The sequence below is a fragment of the Spirosoma jeollabukense genome, from assembly GCF_054777855.1.
Window position 1 is genome coordinate 763,886 of the sequence record NZ_BAAHAD010000001.1, and the last position, 20,430, is coordinate 784,315.

General features: G+C 48.6%; 20 protein-coding genes. 14 read left to right on the forward strand and 6 right to left on the reverse strand.

Annotated elements, in window-relative coordinates:
- Nucleotides 1–4 precede the first annotated feature (4 nt).
- Entirely contained in the window at nt 5–1,339 is a 1,335-nt protein-coding gene (locus ACYVEA_RS02995; protein WP_461111830.1) for a cytochrome ubiquinol oxidase subunit I, read from the reverse strand.
- A 199-nt stretch (nt 1,340–1,538) separates the two neighbouring features.
- Here ACYVEA_RS02995 and ACYVEA_RS03000 point away from each other — a divergent pair, with 199 nt between their 5' ends.
- The 3 genes from ACYVEA_RS03000 (at nt 1,539) to ACYVEA_RS03010 (ending at nt 6,545) form a co-directional block, all read left to right on the forward strand.
- Nucleotides 1,539–2,399 carry a helix-turn-helix domain-containing protein gene (locus tag ACYVEA_RS03000; RefSeq protein WP_461111831.1) on the forward strand — a complete coding sequence of 287 codons (861 nt, stop codon included), beginning with the start codon at nt 1,539–1,541 and terminating at the stop codon, nt 2,397–2,399.
- A 143-nt stretch (nt 2,400–2,542) separates the two neighbouring features.
- Complete coding sequence (locus tag ACYVEA_RS03005; protein ID WP_461111832.1) at nt 2,543–5,857, forward strand: CotH kinase family protein; 3,315 nt, start codon at nt 2,543–2,545, stop codon at nt 5,855–5,857.
- 118 nt (nt 5,858–5,975) lie between these two features.
- Nucleotides 5,976–6,545, forward strand: coding sequence for a type 1 glutamine amidotransferase domain-containing protein (locus ACYVEA_RS03010; RefSeq protein WP_461111833.1), 570 nt, complete (start codon nt 5,976–5,978; stop codon nt 6,543–6,545).
- A gap of 96 nt (nt 6,546–6,641) precedes the next feature.
- Here ACYVEA_RS03010 and ACYVEA_RS03015 read toward each other — a convergent pair whose 3' ends face one another.
- Nucleotides 6,642–7,409: an SAM-dependent methyltransferase gene (locus tag ACYVEA_RS03015; RefSeq protein ID WP_461111834.1), complete on the reverse strand. Its 768-nt coding sequence runs from the start codon at nt 7,407–7,409 to the stop codon at nt 6,642–6,644.
- A 103-nt stretch (nt 7,410–7,512) separates the two neighbouring features.
- Here ACYVEA_RS03015 and ACYVEA_RS03020 point away from each other — a divergent pair, with 103 nt between their 5' ends.
- From ACYVEA_RS03020 to ACYVEA_RS03030, 3 genes are all read left to right on the forward strand, one after another.
- Complete coding sequence (locus tag ACYVEA_RS03020) at nt 7,513–7,644, forward strand: hypothetical protein (RefSeq protein WP_461111835.1); 132 nt, start codon at nt 7,513–7,515, stop codon at nt 7,642–7,644.
- A 172-nt stretch (nt 7,645–7,816) separates the two neighbouring features.
- On the forward strand, nt 7,817–8,185 hold the full coding sequence (locus tag ACYVEA_RS03025) for a VOC family protein (RefSeq protein ID WP_461111836.1): 369 nt from the start codon (nt 7,817–7,819) through the stop codon (nt 8,183–8,185).
- Between the two features lie 108 nt (nt 8,186–8,293).
- Nucleotides 8,294–8,827, forward strand: a complete 534-nt coding sequence (locus ACYVEA_RS03030; RefSeq protein ID WP_461111837.1) for a DinB family protein — start codon at nt 8,294–8,296, stop codon at nt 8,825–8,827.
- On the opposite strand, the gene ACYVEA_RS03035 is transcribed toward ACYVEA_RS03030, so the two are convergent.
- From ACYVEA_RS03035 to ACYVEA_RS03045, 3 genes are all read right to left on the reverse strand, one after another.
- Nucleotides 8,824–9,561, reverse strand: a complete 738-nt coding sequence (locus ACYVEA_RS03035) for an HNH endonuclease family protein (protein WP_461111838.1) — start codon at nt 9,559–9,561, stop codon at nt 8,824–8,826. The genes ACYVEA_RS03030 and ACYVEA_RS03035 overlap by 4 nt on opposite strands.
- Before the next feature lie 3 nt (nt 9,562–9,564).
- The gene (locus ACYVEA_RS03040; RefSeq protein WP_461111839.1) at nt 9,565–10,836 is read right to left on the reverse strand and encodes an AAA family ATPase; all 1,272 of its coding nucleotides are present in this window, start codon (nt 10,834–10,836) and stop codon (nt 9,565–9,567) included.
- An 82-nt stretch (nt 10,837–10,918) separates the two neighbouring features.
- Nucleotides 10,919–12,700 (reverse strand): ABC transporter ATP-binding protein, encoded by a 1,782-nt coding sequence (locus tag ACYVEA_RS03045; RefSeq protein ID WP_461112939.1) that lies wholly within the window; start codon nt 12,698–12,700, stop codon nt 10,919–10,921.
- A gap of 264 nt (nt 12,701–12,964) precedes the next feature.
- On the opposite strand from ACYVEA_RS03045, the gene nusB reads away from it, so the two are divergent.
- The 8 genes from nusB (at nt 12,965) to ACYVEA_RS03085 (ending at nt 19,330) form a co-directional block, all read left to right on the forward strand.
- Nucleotides 12,965–14,101 carry a transcription antitermination factor NusB gene (gene nusB / locus ACYVEA_RS03050; RefSeq protein ID WP_461111840.1) on the forward strand — a complete coding sequence of 379 codons (1,137 nt, stop codon included), beginning with the start codon at nt 12,965–12,967 and terminating at the stop codon, nt 14,099–14,101.
- A gap of 125 nt (nt 14,102–14,226) precedes the next feature.
- A complete protein-coding gene (locus ACYVEA_RS03055; RefSeq protein WP_093826534.1) occupies nt 14,227–14,529 on the forward strand; it encodes a YtxH domain-containing protein in 303 nt (100 codons plus the stop codon).
- A gap of 107 nt (nt 14,530–14,636) precedes the next feature.
- Nucleotides 14,637–15,089, forward strand: coding sequence for a DUF1573 domain-containing protein (locus ACYVEA_RS03060; protein ID WP_461111841.1), 453 nt, complete (start codon nt 14,637–14,639; stop codon nt 15,087–15,089).
- A 12-nt stretch (nt 15,090–15,101) separates the two neighbouring features.
- Nucleotides 15,102–15,428, forward strand: coding sequence for a preprotein translocase subunit YajC (gene yajC, locus ACYVEA_RS03065; protein WP_461111842.1), 327 nt, complete (start codon nt 15,102–15,104; stop codon nt 15,426–15,428).
- A gap of 139 nt (nt 15,429–15,567) precedes the next feature.
- Nucleotides 15,568–16,284: a YbbR-like domain-containing protein gene (locus ACYVEA_RS03070; RefSeq protein ID WP_461111843.1), complete on the forward strand. Its 717-nt coding sequence runs from the start codon at nt 15,568–15,570 to the stop codon at nt 16,282–16,284.
- Between the two features lie 50 nt (nt 16,285–16,334).
- Entirely contained in the window at nt 16,335–16,940 is a 606-nt protein-coding gene (coaE, locus tag ACYVEA_RS03075; RefSeq protein ID WP_461111844.1) for a dephospho-CoA kinase, read from the forward strand.
- Between the two features lie 48 nt (nt 16,941–16,988).
- Nucleotides 16,989–18,656 (forward strand): amidase, encoded by a 1,668-nt coding sequence (locus ACYVEA_RS03080; RefSeq protein ID WP_461111845.1) that lies wholly within the window; start codon nt 16,989–16,991, stop codon nt 18,654–18,656.
- Between the two features lie 95 nt (nt 18,657–18,751).
- On the forward strand, nt 18,752–19,330 hold the full coding sequence (locus ACYVEA_RS03085) for a DUF4136 domain-containing protein (protein ID WP_461111846.1): 579 nt from the start codon (nt 18,752–18,754) through the stop codon (nt 19,328–19,330).
- Between the two features lie 74 nt (nt 19,331–19,404).
- Here the strand turns inward: ACYVEA_RS03085 and ACYVEA_RS03090 are convergent, their stop codons facing one another.
- Nucleotides 19,405–20,310, reverse strand: a complete 906-nt coding sequence (locus ACYVEA_RS03090) for a nucleotidyltransferase family protein (protein WP_461111847.1) — start codon at nt 20,308–20,310, stop codon at nt 19,405–19,407.
- Nucleotides 20,311–20,430: the final 120 nt, after the last annotated feature.

A 20,430-nucleotide genomic window follows, 5' to 3' on the forward strand; every position in this document is an offset into this window, starting at 1 on the left:
GGCTTTAATGAACTAGTTGATTAGACGTAGCAGGCAGATCATACAGTTTCCCAACCATTCGAATCTGGCGGTACAACATGAAAATAACTACCAGCGCCAGCGATACGTAGACACCCGTATACAGGTAAAACGAGTAAATAATCCCCGGCATCGGCGTGACGGCATCAGCGGTGCGCATGATTCCCTGAATAATCCAGGGCTGACGGCCAACTTCGGTCACTGTCCAACCGGCCTCGACGGCAATAAATCCCATAGGCGTAGCCAGAGCGAATAAGGTGAGCAGCCAGCGCTTTTTCAGCCAATCGGCATATTTCCACAGAGCCAGAAAATACAGGCCTGACAGCGCCATCATCAGCATACCCAATCCTACCATTAGTTGAAAGGCGTAATGCGTAATGGCGATTGGGGGTTGATTTTTTACCGGAATCTGATCGAGCCCTTTCACTTCAGCCTCAAAGTTACCGTGCGCCATGAAGCTCAATAAACCCGGTACTTTCAGCCCATACTCCACCCGTTTATTTTTAGTATCGGGAATGCCTCCGATCAGCAGCGACGCCGATTTTTCGGTATGAAAATGGGCTTCCATAGCCGCCAGTTTAGCGGGTTGGGTTCGCGCCACGTACTTCGCCGACAGGTCACCGCTGAGGGGTTGCAGCAGAGCCGCAACGCAACCGAACACGGCGGCTATCTTGAAGGATTTTGTGTGGAATTCGACATTTTTATGGTTTAAAATCATGATCGCATGAACACCCGCCACCGCAAAACCCGTGGCGGCAAACGCTGCGATGGACATGTGCAGTGCCTGCGAGAACCAGGCATCGTTGAACATGGCTTTGATCGGGTCAATGTTAACGTACTGCCCGTTCACGTAGTCGAAACCCGACGGGCTATTCATCCAGGCATTGGCGGCTACCACCAGAATACCCGATACTAAGCCGCTAATACCAACAATGACGCCCGTAACCCAGTGAAACCACGGATTGAAGCGATCCCAGCCGTAGAGGAAAAAACCCAGCGCAATGGCTTCAATAAAAAAAGCCGTTCCTTCCAGCGAGAAAGGCATACCGAAAATAGGCCCGGCATGGTTCATGAATTTAGGCCAGAGCAAGCCCAGTTCAAAGGATAAAACCGTGCCGGATACCGCGCCGGTGGCAAAGAAAATAGCCACGCCCTGGCTCCACGCTTTTGTTACGTTCCGATAAACGACCCGGTTGGTCCTGAGCCAGTAATAATGCGATACGGCCATAAAAAACGGCATGACCATGCCAATGCAGGAAAAAATGATGTGAAAGCCCAGTGAAAGGGCCATCTGAGATCGTGCAGCGATAAAATCGTCCATTGTAAAACCCGATTATCAGGTGATTACGCCCCTGCCTATCTGATACGTTATGACTCAGAACAGGGTCTACAAATCTACTGGTTGGCAGGTTACTATAAAACCACAATTCTACACTTCTATAGGACAAACCAATGGTTTTGCGTTGATTTGGCGCGGTGTTCAACTCGCTCCCAACAGGGCTTTCCACAACATTCAACGCATGTCAACACAGGTCCCCGTTTATCAGCTCCAGGCATTTCCCCGACACCAGCCCAACGCGTCTTTTTACATGACCCGGCTGGAGAAGCTGGTGCAGGAGTTCAAGGGGATTGACAAGCCGCACTCCCATACCTTTTACCTGGTTATGTGGATCAGCCAGGGAAGCGGCACGCACACCATTGACTTTAAGACCTACGAGATCAACCCTCATCAGCTCTACTTTTTAACCCCAGGCCAGGTGCATAGCTGGAATCTGTCAGCCGATGCCCAAGGATATAATCTATTTTTTGACGCTCCTTTTTTCCACAACCGACTCGGGCACCGGCTCTATCAATATCCTTTTTTTCACTCGCATCAACATTTACCGCTATTGGAGGCAGGCAGCCAGGACAAGTTCTTCAGCGATTTGTTTGGGTATGCCTACGCGGAATATGAACAGGAGCAACCGAATCGGGCCGATGTATTTCAGTCGTTTGTGCACATCATTCTGGAGACAGCCAACCGACTGTATAATGAGCCCCGGATTCTGACTGACCGGCAATTATATGACCGTATCCGGCAATACGAAGAACTGCTGGAAGGGCAGTTTTTAACGGTTCGGGAGGTGAGCACCTATGCCGAACAAATGAATCTGACGCCGAACTACCTCAATCATATCTGCAAAAAAGTACTGGGTAAAACGGCCAGTCAATTGCTCCACGAACGTATCATTATTGAAGCGCAGCGTTTGCTGACGCACACGGCCCAGTCGGTGAAAGAAATCGGTTTTCTGCTGGACTTCGAAGACCCATCTTATTTCGTTCGCTTCTTTAAACGCCATACCGGCCAGACGCCCGCGGAATTCCGACAGACACTTCAATGAAGTAAATCACCTAAAAATGCAGGGCATCGAATTACACGCAATTAGAATCTGCGAATATAGTCTTATGTAATAATCTGGTTTACTTAGTAAAAAACACTGAAGACATAAATATTATGTAGTCAGCCTATTCCACCACCATTTCAATGAAAAAATCACTATTCTACCTGATCGTCTGGGTGTGGTTCAGCCTACCCGCCAGCGGTCAGCAGCTCTACATAAATGAACTTATGGCCTCTAACGGCCATGCGCTGGCGGATAATTCGGGAGCCTTTGAAGACTGGTTCGAGATTTATAATCCAAACGCGTTTGCCGTTGACATTGCGGGTTACTACGTCACCGACAACCTGAGCAATAAGACCAAGTATCAAATTTTAACCGGGTCTACTGAAACCATTATTCCGGCCAATGGCTACCTGATTTTATGGGCCAGCGAGGCCATGCATCGGGGCGTAACCCACGTCAATTTCAAGCTCTCAGCCGATGGGGAAGCGGTCGGGCTGTACCGGCCTGATGGCGCATCGGTAATTACAATCGACGAGGTGACCTTCGGTGCCCAACGAACCAATGTCTCCAGGGGACGCCAGCCCGACGGTTCGGCAAACTGGCTCTTTTTCGCAACGGCTACCATCAGTCCCGGAGCCTCTAATACCACACAAGTTGGCTACCCTAGCCTGCTGGCTCCGCCAACCTTCTCGCAGGCGGGTGGATTTTATAGCAACACAATCAATCTGAGTATTACGTCCTCCGATCCGGAAGCCACTATCTATTATACCCTGGACGGCTCCGACCCTACCCCTACCAACCTGACTGTCAACAAATTTCAATATAAAAATAGTTATCCTGAACTACCAGGACAGCCTTCGGGAGATTTTCTAACGGGTTCGTATCAAACCCAGGTTTATTCAGGCGCTATTCCCATTAGTGATCGAACCAGCGACCCCAATAAATTGTCGGTCAGATCGTCTACAATCGAATTTTCACCCACCTACTTCCCAACGACGCCGGTCTTCAAAGGCACCGTTGTGCGGGCCGTGGCATATAAATCAACGGCTCTGATCAGCGACATTGTTACCCAGACGTATTTCATTACGCCGACGGCTCCTGCCCGCTACACGATACCGGTTGTCTCGATTGCGACCAATGAAAAGAATTTCTTCGATTATAACACCGGCATTTATACCGCTGGTGCTACGTATGACAACTGGCGGGCGACTAACCCTACTGAGGACTCCTTTTTTTGCCCGTTAGGAAATTTTTCGAATGAAGGCAGCGCCTGGGAGCGACCGGGCAACGTCGAGTTTTTTCTCAATAATACATCCCTGCTCAATCAACCCGTTGGGCTACGTATTAACGGCAACTGTACCCGTTCGGTGATGCGCAAAAGTTTGCGGCTGTATGGCGATACTGACTTTCAGTATCCCTTCTTCGCGAATCGGCCTGCCAACCAGTTCTATAACCGATTGATTCTCCGTAACGGAGGAAATGACTGGTGGTATACATTGATTGCGGATGCCTATATGCAGACTATGGTGCGGCACCTGAAGTTTGATACCCAGGCCAATCGGGCGAGTGTGGTATTTGTTAACGGCGAGTATTTTGGTATTCATAGTCTCTACGAGCGCTACGACAATAACTACCTCAACCGAAACTATGCCGTCGATACCGATAGTGTTGATATGGTCGCTATTGGCTTTGATGACAATACCCGAGAATACGGCACGGTGGCCTCCGAAGGCGATCTGGACCAGTATACCAGCTTACAAAACTATTTTACCAATACGACCCCGATCAACTATAGCTACGTAAACACCCAGTTGGATATTGACAACTTCACTGATTATCAGATCGCGGAGATTTACTCAGCCAACGCCGACTGGCCCAACAACAATCAACAACTCTGGCGAAAACGGACGAGTCAGTACCTGCCCAATGCGCCTTATGGACACGACGGCCGGTTTCGCTGGATGATGAAAGATGTCGACCAGGGGCTTGGTAGTTATAGCAATGCCACGGACAACACCCTCGCCCATGCTACACAGGAAGATTCGGGTGAGTATACGCTGTTTCTTCGCCGGTTGCTGGACCTTCCCGACTATAAAACGTATTTCATTAACCGCTCCGCTGACCTGCTCAATACGACCTTTAGCCCCAGCCGCGCCGTCGACCTGCTAAGCGCTGTTCAGCAGGAGTATCAACCTTACATAACCGAACACTTCGACCGATGGAAAAACGGCACTACCTATACCAGCTGGCTCGCCAATATCGGTACGATCAACACCTTCGTGCAGCAACGCCCGGCCTATGTTCGGGATCATATACGCGCTAAATTTGGCTTAGCCAGCAACTGGAACGTAACGGTCAACGTAGTAAATACAACTCAGGGCTATGTGAAAGTCAACACCATCGACATTCTGCCTACTACACCCGGCGTACCGGCGACTCCTTACCCCTGGACGGGCATCTACTTTCAGGATAATGTGGTTCGCATCGTGGCCAAGGCGAAACCCGGCTATAAGTTTGTCAGCTGGAACGAGGGCGCCAGTGTCATCTCTACCGATACCGCCTTTAGTTACAACCCCACATCCAATCGTTCTTTTACAGCCCTGTTCGATCTGGATGACTCCTTCAATTCCAATCCGATTTCTTACGCACTAAGCAATTGTGAGTACCGGTTTGAGGCCTGGTCTCCTATGGCTACCCCGGCAACCTACCCGCCCAATATGCAATTTGTGAGCCTGAATCATGATGACCCCATGCTGACGGCTACTTTTACTAAGGCCGATACGGTAAAAGGGGCTTACAACTACGCCAGCAGTACACGCATCAATGGATTAAGTGGTAATGGAATTTCCTTTATCAACACGGGCGGAGCCAATCCCGGCTACGTTGCTACGGCCTTGGGCGGTGTCGTTCTGGCCATCAAAACGCTGGGCGTTACAGAGGCCTATATCCAGTGGACAGGGGGCACCGTCACACCTAATCCACGTCAGTATGCAATTCGGCTCCGGTACAGACTAGGCGATTCAGGCCCTTTCACTGACCTGCTCAATGGAGCCAATCAGCCGGTTGAGTACGTACGCAACGCTACCGCTGGGCATACTCAGCTCATTGGACCGGTTGCCCTGCCAGCCAGTCTGCTCAACAAGCCGTATGTGCAATTGCTGTGGCAGTATTATCACACAGGAATTGGCACGTCGGGGGCGCGGGATCAGCTTCGTCTGGACGACATCCTCATTACCCGGGGGAAATGCCAAAGTCTGGCCTCCGCAGCGTGGAATGCGCCCGCAACCTGGAGCTGTGGCCATGTGCCGACACTGTGTGATGACGTGATTATTAAGGCCGGGCATCAGGTGAGCATTCTCATTCCAAACAACATGGCCAGAAGCATTCAACTGGAAAGTGACGCCAAACTGATGTATGCCACCTCGGATGCGTCGGTACGCATCCAAACCCCATAAATTATGTGATCGATCGGCTCGGCTATTTTATAGCAAAATCCGTGTTCAAACGATCGTTTTTGATAACCTTCTGCTTTTTCTGTAGTTCTTAAAAGTGTAATCAACAACTCAATGTATTATGGAAACGCAGCAACGATTGACGGGAAAGAAGGTGGCGATTCTGCTAACCGATGGATTTGAACAGGTCGAAATGACGGAACCACGTCAGGCGCTGGATGATGCCGGCGCTACTACGCACCTGATTGGCTTGAAGGGTGGCGACGTGAAAGGATGGGACGAAACGGACTGGGGTGATACGTTCCCGGTTGATCTGCCCGTCGCCGGAGCCGACCCGAATCAGTATGATGCTTTATTATTACCGGGTGGCGTCATGAACCCCGACAAACTCAGAATGGATCCAAAAGCTGTGCAGTTTGTCCGGCATTTTTTCGAGGCTCATAAGCCAGTAGCCGCTATCTGCCACGCGCCGACATTGCTCATTGAAGCCGATGTGGTGAAAGGTCGGAAGTTGACCTCCTACCCATCAATTCAGACTGACCTCCGCAACGCAGGCGCGAACTGGGTAGACGAAGAAGTGGTAACAGACCAGGGACTGGTGACCAGTCGCAAGCCCGACGATATACCGGCTTTCAATCGGAAGATGATTGAAGAAATCCGGGAAGGAAAGCACGAGCGGCAACATGCATAAACTCATATAACAAAAAAGGCCGACCCTGCAGGGTCGGCCTTTTTTGTTACGAAACAGTTGCTTTAGCTACTAACTTTACCAAATTCAGTAGCTATATCAAAACAGTATTGCCTGTTTTTCAGCTACCAAATACATCTGCTGATCGCCCAGTTGATACGTTCCTTTTTCCGTCGAGTTGTAAACGGCAATCGTTCGCAATCCACAACTGGCCAGCAAACGTTTTATGTCGGAAAGCGTGTATACGTAGTGCTTGAAGGAGTGCGTTTCTGCCCGGTCGCCCTTTGTGTATGTAAGCTCAGTCGCCATGTAACTCTCGCCCACCACGTAGGCATTTCGGATATCCATGATCAAATCGCCGAGTACGTAGTGGCCTGCTTTTGGGAAATTAGGTAGAATGCTCTCCGCCACCATCCCCGAATTGATGACAAAGCGGGCACCTGGTTTCAAGGCGTCTGATACGTTCTTTACAAAAGCAGCCATTCCTGCATAATCGACATAGCCAAAACTGTTTCCCAGGCAATAAGCGCCATCGAAAAAGCGTCCAGGTTTCGTGGTTAATATGTCCCCCTGAATCACCTGAACAGGTAGATGTGCTGCATCAACCTGCTCGCTTAGCTTTTGGATATAGTCAGTCGAGATATCGATGCCTGTCATTGTAAAACCTCGTTTTGCCAACTCAAGCGTGTGCCGTCCGAAGCCACAGGGAACATCCAGAATGTGGTCGCCGGGTTTGATCTCTAGCGTATCAATCAGGAAATCAACTTCTTTATTAGTCCATTCGGTGGTTGTTGCTTTTTCCCACATCTCGCAGTTCAGGCCGGAGAAAAAATCCACGTACCACTCGTTATTAATATCAATAGTCATTGTCTGAAAGTTTTTGTGTAAATGTTCTGTAGTGCCGACCGCCGACGTGTCGGACCACCCAGCCAATAGTGAGGGCAATTCATCTGGCGGCTAATGAGTAGCCATGATCGCTACCTCCCGTTCAGTCATTGCGGAACGTAGCGAACCAGTAAAGGCGGACAAATTACCGCCAGCAGGAACGTTAAAACGTAGCGAATCAGCCGAGCCATTTCCGGCCGATCAGTTGGGCGAATAGAGCCGCAAAAGCGGTCGTTCCACGTGGGGTTCTTACAGGATGGCAGACACCGGCATTAGCATTTGAGTGCAGGATAAAAATACGTACATGGTTGACATAAAGTCAACTCTCGTTGAGCCAACGGTAAATATTGCCATTCAAAACCTTCTTCTAACAAATCCAATACAACACTATGGCTCTCAAACATTTGAATCTGGCGGTGCCGAACGTAGCACAAACCAGCGTTTTTTTCGAAACCTACTTTGGTTTCCGCTCCATGGAAGTCAAAGGCGACAACGTCATTGCCATTCTGGAAGATAGTGATGGGTTCACGCTGAGTATCAGCAATTTCACAAAAACAGAAACGCCCAGCTATCCAACCGATTTTCACGTGGGTTTCGTGCAGGGATCCCCCGAACAGGTTATGGCGATCTACCAGACCATGAAAGCTGATGGCATTGATGTTGGCAAAGAACCGCGTGCTTACGCTGGTCGAGGCACGATGTCGTTCTACGTAACAGCACCGGGCAATTTTCTGGTCGAGGTATTGTGTATAATTTGAGTGATAGGCAGAAGAATTGCCGTTAACTCAACAGTCGTTTTTGGCCGAGTAGTTTTGGATAGCAGCAGTCATTATGCTCTATACCAGACACTAACCATCTATTCGATAATGCTTAAACTCGACCAACTCCTGCACGACGTAGCGTCGGCCCGGAAGCGTTACACCAGCGCCTTAGAATCCCTCACCGACGAGCAGGCTCACTGGAAACCATCGCCCGATGCATGGAATGTCGTAGAAAATACCGAGCACCTTTATTGGGCTGAACATGGTGGCATTTGGGGGATGTGGCGAGCACTACTCGCTAAGCAGAATGGCAAACCGGTTTGGGAAGGCGAGTTGATTCACAAGGGCTTACCCATCGAGACAATTATCGACCGTACCTGGCAGGCCAAAGAAATCGTGCCCGCCAGTGCCGCTCCCCGAATGGGTGGACCGCTTGCCTTCTGGCTATCGGCATTTAATAGCCTGCAACAACCATTGCAAGATTTAGCAACCGCGTTAGCTAATGAAGATCACGAAGCCATCATTCATCCGCATCCCATTTCCGGCCCGTTAGATATCTGGCAGCGTTATGAATTCCTGCGCTTCCACATCGACCGACATAGGGATCAGGTGTTGGCGCTGGGGTTAGGGCCAGTTTAGACTAAATCGGGGAAGTTGGCACGTACCATAGCGGAGAATAGGTTTGTCGATCTGCCCCATTCTTTAAACGCTTCTCGTATTTCAGCAGCTTGTTCCCCATTTCTCTGGACGACACCTTCCAGAAAACGGAGTTTTTTCAGGTGTTCGAAGCGCTCTTTTAACAGAAACTCGCGATTCAGGCCAGTACGTTTAATTGTTTCAGCACCTTTACGAGAGCCATTTTTAGGTTTGACAATTTCGGCTTCGAACAATAGATGTTCGGCAATTTCATCGTGTGCTGGATGTAGGATTAAGCTGACTTCCAATGCCAAGTCATCATTATGCGATTTAGCACGATTGCTTTCGTTGGCCAATGGAAAATAATTCTTTTTATAGACCTGATTACAAACTTGACAACAGAAGAACAGGTTGGCAAAATCATAGGCCAACCAATAATAACCCGGTTTCACCAGTTCCTGATTCTCATCAATTTGATAGCCTGCTTTAGGGCGAAAATGCTCGACATCGCCGTGTGAAATATGTTCTATTTTAGCCTCACAAAAACAGCATTTGCTGTGCTGAATTTTCTTCAGAACTTCTTTAACTGTTTTATGGCCGTAAATAGATTTGTCGAAGACAAACGTAGTATCTCCGTTATCAAATACTGATTTTAGCTTCTCTGTTGCCTTTTCTCCTTTTCCGTTGTTCGCTAAAATTCTTGGTACTGCCAGTGTAGACTTATCAATCTTGATCACAAATTATTTGCTCAAAGCTTTGCCAATCAATTCCAATGCCTTGAGAGCCTCTTTCGATTCAGAAGCGGTCAGCATACCAAGTTCTTCTTCTAATTTCTCTAGTTCCTGGCTTTCAGCATCGGTACGGTCGTCTTTAAGTAACAAGGCCCGTCGACGCTGCATACGCTCTTCGGTTTTGGCAGGACGCCCACTTACTCCGCCAAACAAATCACTGCTCAAAATCTGGTCAATACGCCAGCTATGTACGTCAATACCATCTGCTACGTGTGTTTCGTCGCCTTCACGTTTCAGCAAAATAATATTGGCATCCTCAGCCGACTGCACAATCAACGGACTATGCGCTGTGACGATAAACTGCGTGTTGGGGAACGTATCAGTCAGAAACTGAATGATGGTACGTTGAAATTTCGGGTGTAAATGCAAATCAATTTCATCCACTAAACAGACGGCAGGTTCAGCAAGCGGATTTTCACTATCAGGATAACGATCAAATAAGCCTTTTGCAAAATCAACCATCCACGCGATGAGCGTTTTGTAGCCGAGACTTAATTCGTGAAGGCGAACGTCGCCGTAGTGAGTTTTAAAAAAGACTTTAGGAACGCCAGATTTAGTATCTATATAAATATCAGAAACTTCACTTTGGAAAAGAGTTTTTAACAATCTTAGAACCTCTGAATACTGGTTACTAAATTTTTCTTCTCTTAGAGAAATGTAATCAGCCTGTACAAGCCACTCTTCTGCATTTTGTAAACTTTTGTCATCTCTAAAAAGGGTAGTTATGGAGTTTGATATAATATCTGTTTCTGAAGAAAATTCTGGTTGAGTAATCGATCCGCTTCCAATCCTTCGAGATGCCCCATATCCAAATACTTTTAATTGTTTTATAGGTTGATGCTCTACTCCTATTTCATAATCTTTTTCCCTCATTATTTCAGCAGCTGACTTAAAATTCCTTACCCTTATAAAATGATGCTTGAAGGTTACGTCGTTTCCAATAGCATATTCAGACCATATATGAAGATCAGATTTCTTACTTCTTTCTAATGAATCAAGAAATTCGTTTCTACCGTCAAATATTTCTAAAACGGATAAATACGAGTATACTAATCCCTTCAACACCGTCGTCTTTCCCGTCCCGTTATCTCCCAAAATCACGTTCCAACGAGCGGCATTACCGTCTTTGTCGGTAAAGTTAATCGTTTGCTTTGTACCGAATGAACGGACGTTTTCAAGCGAAATACTCTTGAACCAGACGCGGGGATTTTCTGTAGCCATATTTTTAATACGCTAAAAACAACGTGGGCGAAGATACCAAAATATCTTCGCCCAACCGTAAACCAAAAACCGTAAACCGACTCTACACCTCCTCCGTTTGCAACTGTTTTTCGTACAGTTCGCGGTAGGCGCCGTTTTTGGCGAGGAGTTCCTGCTGTGTACCCTCTTCGATGATTTCGCCCTCGTCGAGCATGATGATGTAATCGGCGAGTTTAGCGGAGGAAACGCGGTGCGAAATCACCACCGACGTACGGTCGGCCATGATGCGCTGGAGGTTATTCAGGATAATATTTTCTGTGTTGGTGTCTACCGCGGATAAGCAGTCGTCCAGAATCAGAATCTTAGGGTCGCGGGCGATAGCCCGAGCAATGCTCAGGCGTTGTTTCTGCCCACCCGACAACGTAACGCCCCGTTCGCCCACGCGCGTATCGAACTGTTCCGGGAAACCCAGTACGTTTTGATACAAGTCGGCGTCGCGGATGGCTTGCTCCACGCGCTCCTGAGGCAGGTCGGGTTTGCCAAAGCGAACGTTGTTACTGATGGTTTCCGAAAACAGGAATACATCCTGCGGTACGTAGCCCATTTGTTCGCGCAGGGCAGTCAGGTTGTAGTCTTTGATCGGTATGCCATCGACCAGAATTTCACCAGATGATACGTCATACATCCGCGTCAGCAGATTTGCCAGTGTACTTTTACCGGAGCCCGTCGTTCCTAAAATCGCGACCGTTTCACCCGCTCGAACACGCATCGAAAAATTCTTGATGGCGATTATTCCCGAATCCGGGTAGACGAACCGGACATTTCTGAACTCCACCGCGCCCTGAATCGTGTGCTGAATATTTTTCTGCGACACAATGTCGGTTTTGATGTTCAGGAATTCGTTGATCCGTTGTTGCGACGCAGCCGCCCGCTGGGTTTGGCTCGTGGTCCAGCCGAGGGCCATAACCGGCCACGTCAGCATGTTTACGTATAAGATGAATTCCGTGATGTTACCGGGCGTCAGGCGACCGGCCAGAATTTCCTGCCCACCTACGAAGATAACCAGTACGTTGCTCAAGCCCACCAGAATGGCAACAATCGGGAAAAACAGCGAATCGACCCGCGTCAGACTCAACGACTTGCTTCGGTATTCATCACTTTCAATCTCGAATTTAGCCGCCGAATTATTCTCCTGCACGAATGCCTTCAGGACGCGGATTCCCGAGAAAGCTTCCTGAACATACGTGGACAGCCGCGATAAAGACCGCTGAATTTCTTCCGACCGCTGAATGATAATGTTATTGACAATGTAAATAGCTACCGATAGAATCGGCAAGGGCAGCAAGACGTACAGCGACAGTCGGGCGTTGATGCTAACCATATAGCTGATAACCAGAATGAACAGTACAATCAGATTCAGACCATACATAATACTGGGGCCAACGTACATCCGCACTTTGCTAACATCTTCCGAAATCCGGGCCATCAAATCACCAGTGTTGTGCTGGCGGTAAAAGCTTAACGGCAGCGTCTGGTAATGGTCGTAAATCTCGTTTTTTAGATCGTATTCAACGTGTCGCGACATAACGATAAGTGTCTGACGGACCAGAAACAAAAAGAAGCCTTTTAGTAACGCCAGCACGAGCGTTAGTACCCCAAACAGCAGAATACTGAACGCAAATACGTCGTATAAATCCGATTGCAGGGGTGATTTGTCGTAGAGGTAGTAAACGTCTAAGGTCTCGCGCACCAGATCAAGTGCGTACCGTACTAACTGGGCAGGAAAGATGCCGAATAAGTTGGAGATAGCGGTAAAAAGCGTCCCCAAAATCAGGTACCATTTGTACTTAAGTAGATATTTATTGAGGTAGGAAAGTGCTTTCACAGGACAACCAACAGCGTTTAATTCGTAACGGCCTGGGTTGGTGAAAAGTTGCAAATAGCAGAGGGGGCGGGGCAGAGGGGTTAGGGCATCGCAGCAGTCAAATAGTACGTTTTTTGTCCTTTGCCCAATCTCTTATTCCCAATTCCCTTTGCCCTTTGCCCAAATTTTCGTACTTTTGCACCCGATTTAAGCAGTTCTTTTTCTTACTGGTAGCTATTAGACTTAGGCGGGATGCTCAACAGGCGATTACTCCGAATAAAGGTCATGCAGGCGTTATACGCACTTCGACAGGCCGAATTTTCCAATCAACAACTAGCCATCGACGGCATCAATGACCTTTTCCAACCCGACCTAAACTCGATGTTGCCTCAGGATAAACGGCAACTCGAAGGCTACCGAAAACTCGCTGGTTTACTCTTCGAGGAAGCCATAAAATCCAATCAGCCGGCCAAAGATGAAGACGCCCCGACCAAGGTGCTCAAAGCCGCTAACGATGGGTTTATTTTCTACCAAAGTCGCTCAAAAAAAGATCGTCAGCACCTCGCCCAAATGCTCATTAAGCAGGTAAACAGCATTTATGACGATTACCTACGCGTTCTGTTGTTGTTGATTGAACTTGGACAGGCTGCCCGTGTTGACCGCGAACGGCAGTATCGAAATGTGGATGATGCGCCGTTTCCGTTTGAGTCTGATCTAAACGATAATAGGGTTATACAGGAACTGGCCAAACACCAGCCGCTACAAAATGAAGCGCTTCGGCATAACATTTCCTGGGCCGACGATTTAGGGTTCGTTCGGAAGGCTTTGCGCGAAGTGCTGAAGACCGATGAAACCTACCGTGCCTATTGCGACCAGCAAACGCATACCGCCGATGAAGACCAGGCGCTGGCTCAATACGTATTACGTACCCTCGTATTCAAGCACGAGGGCATCCGTGATCATTTAGCCGAAATTGACCTGAGCTGGGCCGAAAACAGCGAAGTGGTACGTGGTTTGGCGATCCGAACACTTAAATCCGTTCAAGGACCAACAGGTTTGCAGCTCGAACCCCTCACGGACGATTGGGAAGAAGACGAACTGTTTTTGAATACTCTGTTCGAGAAATCGTTTGAGAACGACGCTGAGTATGAGCAGTTAGTAGCTGACCAACTTCAGAACTGGGATGTGGAACGGGTAGCGATGCTCGACAAAATCATCCTGAAGTTAGCCGTTTGCGAGTTGCTCAGTTTTCCAAACATTCCGGTCAAAGTAACGATTAATGAATATATCGAACTGGCAAAAGCGTACAGTACGCCCAAAAGCGGTAAGTTTGTCAACGGAATCCTGGATAATCTTTCCGAAAAGCTGATGGCTTCCGGACGTTTGCGCAAGAGCGGACGTGGGTTACTGGACAATAAATAGTTTAAGTTTATGCGTTTACAGTTTACAGTCTACAGTTTTCGGTTGTGCGAAGCAGTTTTGCTTCAATTCAGGCGCAAGATCGAAAACTGAAAACCGTAAACTGAAAACTGAAAACTCCACAAAAAATGAGCAGAATTGGCCGTGATTTAACCTTTTTGCTAACTGGCATAGCTGCCGGTTCCCTGTTTGGACTGCTGTATGCGCCCGATAAGGGCAAAATTACCCGTGATCGGTTGTCATTCCGGTTATCGAAATACAGAGAGCAAATTAATCAGTTGCTAACTGATTTGAGCAACTCTACGGATTTGCCCGAAAATTCATCGAAAAACGAAGGACAACGGGTTGTAAATGACGCTCGCGAAAAAGCAGAAAAACTGCTGGAAGATGTAGATCGGCTGATGGCCCAGATCAAGCAACAAAACGCGTAAAACGTATTGGTTTACAGTATCCGGTTTACGGTGAGCTGGCACATCACTAACCGTATCGACAGGCTGCCGTAAACCGAATATCGTAAATCATAAATCATACCCCGTTAATGTACCTCAGACGTTACTTGCTTGTGGTAGCCGTTGTTGCCATAAGTGTTGGGCAAATTAGCTGCGATAATCGGCGGCAGGGCGAATCGGCTCAGGCAACCGCATCGGCGAAAAGCCCAAAAATCAAATTTGATCAAACAGGCATTTATGACTTCGGAACACTCACCGAAGGCGACACGGTTGAGCACGTTTTTTCGTTCACAAACACGGGCGAATTTCCACTGATAATCAATAACGTAACGGCTTCCTGCGGTTGTACTACGCCCGACTGGCCGCATGAGCCTGTAGCTCCAGGAACAAAATCGTCGGTACGTGTGCGCTTCAACAGCCGGGGCAAAAGTGGCGAGCAGAATAAAACCGTTACGATCTTCGCCAATACAGAACCGGCTATGACCGATCTGCAATTCAAGGCCATGGTAAACCCCAGAGCCAGTTCAACCAAAACGTCATAATATAGATCACCTATGTACTCCATCCTGTTACAGGCCGCAGCTGGCTCCAATACGTCAATGATTTATAATGTGCTGCTGTGGGTAGCCATCATCGGCGTTTTTTACTTCTTCATGATTCGTCCGCAACAGAAAAAGCAGAAGGACCAGAAGGGTTTTGTCGACAGCCTCAAAAAAGGGGACAACGTCGTAACTATTGGTGGGCTACACGGTCGCATTGCATCCGTAGAAGCTACCACTGTTACGCTCGAAGTTGATCGGGGTGTGAAAATGACCTTTGAGAAATCGTCTATTTCGCGCGAAGCGACCATCAAACCGGCCGTTGAAGAAGAGAAAAAATAAGCATTTTTTAGTTCAGCCAGGCTTCCGGGCCATGTCAAGTTCACTAATTTCGGATTGATCCGCAGTACCTAACTTGACTAGCCTGCCGCCTGGCTGAATCATTTTCTATTGACCTTAAATCCTCAGTACGCCTTTCTTTGTGAACACGCATGCCCAAAACGACCGCCCGTTTCAGCCAACCAAGCTTCTGCTTTGTTTAGGAGCCGCTACGCTGTTCTGGTTTTTGAGCGCGCTTAACAAACCGGGTTACACGCTCAATGTCGAGTATCCGGTACGGTTTGTCTATAATGACTCTCTGTTCATTCCCACCTCTCCCCTGCCACGTACGGTGCAGGTTAATGTATCGAGTGATGGCTGGGGCTTGCTTCGTCATGCCTGGCTGCCTTTCCGGGTAGATCCAGTGAGTTATGTTGTAAAAGATCCGCTTCATGCTACGGTCATTAATACGACTTCGCTAACAGCCGCCCTGGCTGAACACGTCAAAAAACTGCACGTCAACTACGTAGTTGCCGACACGGTCGACATTCGTTTCGACCGCCGTCAAAAAAAAACGATTCGTCTGATGCCCGATAGTCTACACATCAATCTGGCCCCGCGCTACGTAGTGTCGAGTGTTATCAACCTCACCCCCGACAGTATTCTGGTCGACGGTCCGGAAAAACTGGTACGTGGATTAGGCGATACGCTCCTGGTGACGATTCCAGGCAAGCGTATTGCCGATAACTACGACAATGAGGTTATTTTAAATCATTTTCGCCATCCACTTCTACGCACCAGTGCCGACCGCGTCATTGTCAGCTTTGAAGTGGGAGAATTGTTATCACCACTGCCTAATGACCCAAAAGTGAAGCAGTGAAAAAGCGCATTGCTAATGCAAGTGTCTTTTACTCTTTCACTCTTTTATCAATGAAACATCCCCTCCAGATTGGCGTAACAGGTGGCATTGGTTCTGGGAAAAGTATTGTCTGCCAGGTATTTCGGGCAATGGGTATTCCGATTTATGAGGCTGATGAGCGGGCCAAATGGCTCACCGAACACGACCCAATTCTGAAAGCGGACGTTATCCGCGTATTGGGACGTAATGCTTACCAGCTAGGCCATTACAACCGCGCTTGGGTAGCCTCGCAGGTTTTTGCTAATTCAGAATTGTTGCATCAGCTCAATGCTGTTATTCACCCCCGCGTGCTCAGCGACACCGAAACGTGGGTAACTCAGCAGTTAGGTAAGCCCTATGTTATCAAAGAGGCCGCGCTGATGAAGGCTGCTGGCGATGGCAATTCACTCGATAAAGTCATTGTTGTGCAAGCGCCTATTGCCATCCGCATCGAACGTATTCGTAAACGAGATCCGCACCGTTCTGAAGTTGAAATTCTGAATATAATCAATCGCCAGATCAGCGACGAGGAGCGACTACGTATCGCCGACTACGTTCTAAACAACGACGAAAGCCAGTTACTGGTCCCGAAGATCGTCCAGTTACATAAGGAATTTTTACAGCAACAGGCTGATTAATTTCACCATTGCTGTAATTTGGGCTAGTAGACCTGAATAGCCCAATCAATGAAACAACTATCTATTTTATTGGCTGCCTGTATCGGCAGCTTTCTGCTGGGTGCCTTTATCACCAGCGACGAACCACAGAAGCCTATAACGTCCAATATTGTGGACATAGCCTCGCGGGTTTTTGGCCTGGAGTTCAGCCCCGCCGAGCGCGATTCCATGCTCGACAAGCTCAACAATGCCCGTAAAGACTATGAGGTTCTTCGCACCATTGAATTGCCTAATAATATTGCGCCCGCGCTGTATTTCAACCCAGTACCAGACGGTTTTGTCATGCCTACGGGTTCGTCGGTATGCAAAGCGTCACCGTTAGGGAAAGTTAGCTTACCAGCAAATCGGGATGAATTAGCCTTTTACACGGTCGCGCAGTTGGGCGAGTTAATCCGAACCAAACAAATCTCGTCGGTCGAGTTGACGCAGTTTTTCCTGAACCGACTCAAAACGTACAACCCGAAATTACACTGTGTCATCACGATGACTGATGAGTTAGCACTGAGCCAGGCGAAACGCGCCGATGCTGAGCTAAAAGCGGGTAAATATCGGGGACCGCTGCATGGGATTCCCTATGGCGCGAAGGATTTACTGGCCAAAACAGGCTATAAAACAACCTGGGGATCAGTGCCCTACAAAGATCAGACCATAAACGCAGACGCTACCGTTATTCAAAAGCTCGAAGCCGCCGGGGCCGTACTCTGCGCCAAAATGACGCTTGGCGAGCTGGCCATGGGCGACGTCTGGTTTGGCGATATGACCCGAAATCCCTGGAAGCCGGAAACTGGCTCCAGTGGTTCGTCGGCAGGGTCGGCATCGAGTGTGTCGGCGGGGTTGTTACCGTTCGCCATAGGCACCGAAACGATGGGATCAATCGTCTCACCCTCAACAGTTTGTGGCACAACCGGATTGCGCCCTACCTTCGGACGTGTCAGTCGCCACGGTGCCATGGCGCTGAGCTGGAGCATGGACAAAATTGGCCCCATTACTCGATCGGTTGAAGATTGTGCCCTGGTTTTCAACGCCATTTATGGTCCCGATGGCCATGACCCTACGGTTATGGCTGCTCCATTCCGCTACGTTCCGACGGCATCGTTGAAAGGCATGCGGATCGGCTACGTCCGCAAAGGGTTTGAAAGCAACTACCCAAATCGGGATAATGACTCGCTAACGCTGCAAGTCCTTCGTAAACTGGGCGCCGAATTAGTCCCGTTCGATCTGCCAACGGGTGTACCGGCCAATCGAATTTCGTTCCTGCTGGGGGTTGAAGCAGCGGCCGCCTTCGATGAGCTGACGCGTTCTGGTCGCGATGATCAGCTGGTACGTCAGCTGAAAAATGCCTGGCCTAATTCCTTTCGCGCGTCGCGGTTCGTGCCAGCAGTGGAATACATTCAGGCGAACCGCGCCCGCACTAAACTGATCAATGACATGGCCGCTCAACTCAAAGCCGCCAAACTCGATGTATACGTATCACCCGCCTACGCCGGCGGTAATCTGACGGTGACGAACCTGACAGGCCATCCATGCGTCGTGTTGCCCAATGGGTTCAATAAGCAGAATCTGCCGACCAGCATTACCTTCATGGGGCAGTTGTTCGAGGAAGGAAAAGTATTGGCCGTAGCTAAAGCCTATCAGGATGCTACGGATTGGCATAAAAAGCATCCCACGCTTCAGTAGAGCGACAAAAACGGTGTGATAACGGGCCTTTGGGATGTCTGAGAAACCTTTCGTAGACCTATAAGTTCAATAGGAAACTATAGAAAGCAAACGTTATGAAGCGATTATTGGTAATTCTCAGCCTGCTAACCGTAGGCTACGGATGCTCGCCCAGAGTAACCGTTGATAGCAACAGCCGGGTTGATTTCAGTAAATACAAGACGTTTACCTGGATGGATTCGGATGTAAAAGCTGGACAGAATCCGGTCTTTTACAATCAATTAGCTACTCAGGGCGTCGAAAATACGATGAGTAGTGTATTACAGCAAAAAGGCTTGAGTCAGAATGAAGCTAATCCGGACCTGCTGATTGGCTACCATTTTTTCGTAGAAGATAAAACCCGAACGGTAGCGAACCCTACATCACCTTCCCCTTTTTATGGCCCTTATTTAGGCTGGGGTCGTTGGGGCTATCGAGGCTGGGGCCCCGGCTGGTGGGGTTGGGGTGGAACCCAATATACACAGGAAAAGTATAAAGAAGGTACCCTGGTTGTCGACATGGTCGATGCCCGCACGCATAAATTAGTCTGGCGTGGCGCGGTAGAAAACGCGGTGGCTGATCCGGCTCGTATTACGGCTCAGTTAACGAAAGAGGCCGAACGTATCGTTTCAAAATTCCCCGAGCGCACCAGCTAGGCCGGGCGGTTGGTTTAAAAGAAAACGTCCCGAATGCTTAAAGCATTCGGGACGTTTTCTTTTAAACCAGTTTACTACCAAAGCTTTTCGGGATAGGCTCCTTCGTCGTGCAGTTGTTTCAGGGCTGCCTGCACCCTTGGTTTATCATCCGGATACGTTACGCCGAACCAGGCCGAGCGACTACGGAATACCTTGCAATGACCCGTATCGGTTTCAATCAGATTGGTCATAACGGTTGGAATGTAGAATTCGGCTTTGGGGGAGTCTATATTTGCAATGGCATAGCTCTCAAACTGTTTCTGAACAAGCGGAAATACGCTTGGCTTGAATCCCCAGAAATTCATTGAAACGGGTGTATCGGGTGCCAGCGTCGTTAATTCTTCGCCTTCTTCGAAAACAATCCTGCTTTGTCCATTCTCTTTTTCGTAAATTTTTGTCCGCTCGATTACTGAGACAAGATTTCCATTTTCAGCCACTTCGCAAACGCCCCGCGATACGGAACCGTTTTCTGATAATGTGTTCTTAACTTCATAGCCAACCATGGCGTGGAGTTGATTGTCGGTATCAGTTGTCAGAAAATCGCTAATTAACTGGAAAGCTTCAAGGCCATAAAAATCATCGGCATTAATAACAGCGAAAGGCGTGTGCGTGTGATTTTTGGCACACAGCATAGCGTGGCCCGTTCCCCAGGGCTTCTGGCGTTTTACCGCACCCAATTCAGCCGGAACGAACGAATTGAGCGCCTGAATGGCGTAATCTACGTCAATTTTCCCCGCCAGTTTTTTCCCGAAAACTTCATCAAAGTCCTGACGTAGTTCTTCCCGAATAATAAACACAACCTTGCCAAAACCAGCCCGAATCGCGTCGAATAAAGAATAATCGATGATGGTTTCACCATTCGGTCCAAACTGGTCGAGTTGTTTGATACCACCGTAGCGGCTGCCCATACCAGCGGCCAGAATTAACAGAGTAGGTTGCATTTTTAGTCGTTAGTCAAAAGTTGTTAGCCGCCCGTTGCAGCAAATAACACGCTGCAAACATTGCCCGGCAAACGTTGTGCGGCAACGTTGTCCGGCCAAAATTAGAAAAAAGGGGTGGTC

Coding starts and splice junctions, on each gene's coding strand:
- ACYVEA_RS02995 (WP_461111830.1), bottom strand. CDS start 1,339: ATGGACGATTTTATCGCTGCACGATCTCAGATGGCCCTTTCACTGGGC.
- ACYVEA_RS03000 (WP_461111831.1), top strand. CDS start 1,539: ATGTCAACACAGGTCCCCGTTTATCAGCTCCAGGCATTTCCCCGACAC.
- ACYVEA_RS03005 (WP_461111832.1), top strand. CDS start 2,543: ATGAAAAAATCACTATTCTACCTGATCGTCTGGGTGTGGTTCAGCCTA.
- ACYVEA_RS03010 (WP_461111833.1), top strand. CDS start 5,976: ATGGAAACGCAGCAACGATTGACGGGAAAGAAGGTGGCGATTCTGCTA.
- ACYVEA_RS03015 (WP_461111834.1), bottom strand. CDS start 7,409: ATGACTATTGATATTAATAACGAGTGGTACGTGGATTTTTTCTCCGGC.
- ACYVEA_RS03020 (WP_461111835.1), top strand. CDS start 7,513: ATGATCGCTACCTCCCGTTCAGTCATTGCGGAACGTAGCGAACCAGTA.
- ACYVEA_RS03025 (WP_461111836.1), top strand. CDS start 7,817: ATGGCTCTCAAACATTTGAATCTGGCGGTGCCGAACGTAGCACAAACC.
- ACYVEA_RS03030 (WP_461111837.1), top strand. CDS start 8,294: ATGCTTAAACTCGACCAACTCCTGCACGACGTAGCGTCGGCCCGGAAG.
- ACYVEA_RS03040 (WP_461111839.1), bottom strand. CDS start 10,836: ATGGCTACAGAAAATCCCCGCGTCTGGTTCAAGAGTATTTCGCTTGAA.
- nusB (WP_461111840.1), top strand. CDS start 12,965: ATGCAGGCGTTATACGCACTTCGACAGGCCGAATTTTCCAATCAACAA.
- ACYVEA_RS03055 (WP_093826534.1), top strand. CDS start 14,227: ATGAGCAGAATTGGCCGTGATTTAACCTTTTTGCTAACTGGCATAGCT.
- ACYVEA_RS03060 (WP_461111841.1), top strand. CDS start 14,637: ATGTACCTCAGACGTTACTTGCTTGTGGTAGCCGTTGTTGCCATAAGT.
- yajC (WP_461111842.1), top strand. CDS start 15,102: ATGTACTCCATCCTGTTACAGGCCGCAGCTGGCTCCAATACGTCAATG.
- coaE (WP_461111844.1), top strand. CDS start 16,335: ATGAAACATCCCCTCCAGATTGGCGTAACAGGTGGCATTGGTTCTGGG.
- ACYVEA_RS03080 (WP_461111845.1), top strand. CDS start 16,989: ATGAAACAACTATCTATTTTATTGGCTGCCTGTATCGGCAGCTTTCTG.
- ACYVEA_RS03085 (WP_461111846.1), top strand. CDS start 18,752: ATGAAGCGATTATTGGTAATTCTCAGCCTGCTAACCGTAGGCTACGGA.
- ACYVEA_RS03090 (WP_461111847.1), bottom strand. CDS start 20,310: ATGCAACCTACTCTGTTAATTCTGGCCGCTGGTATGGGCAGCCGCTAC.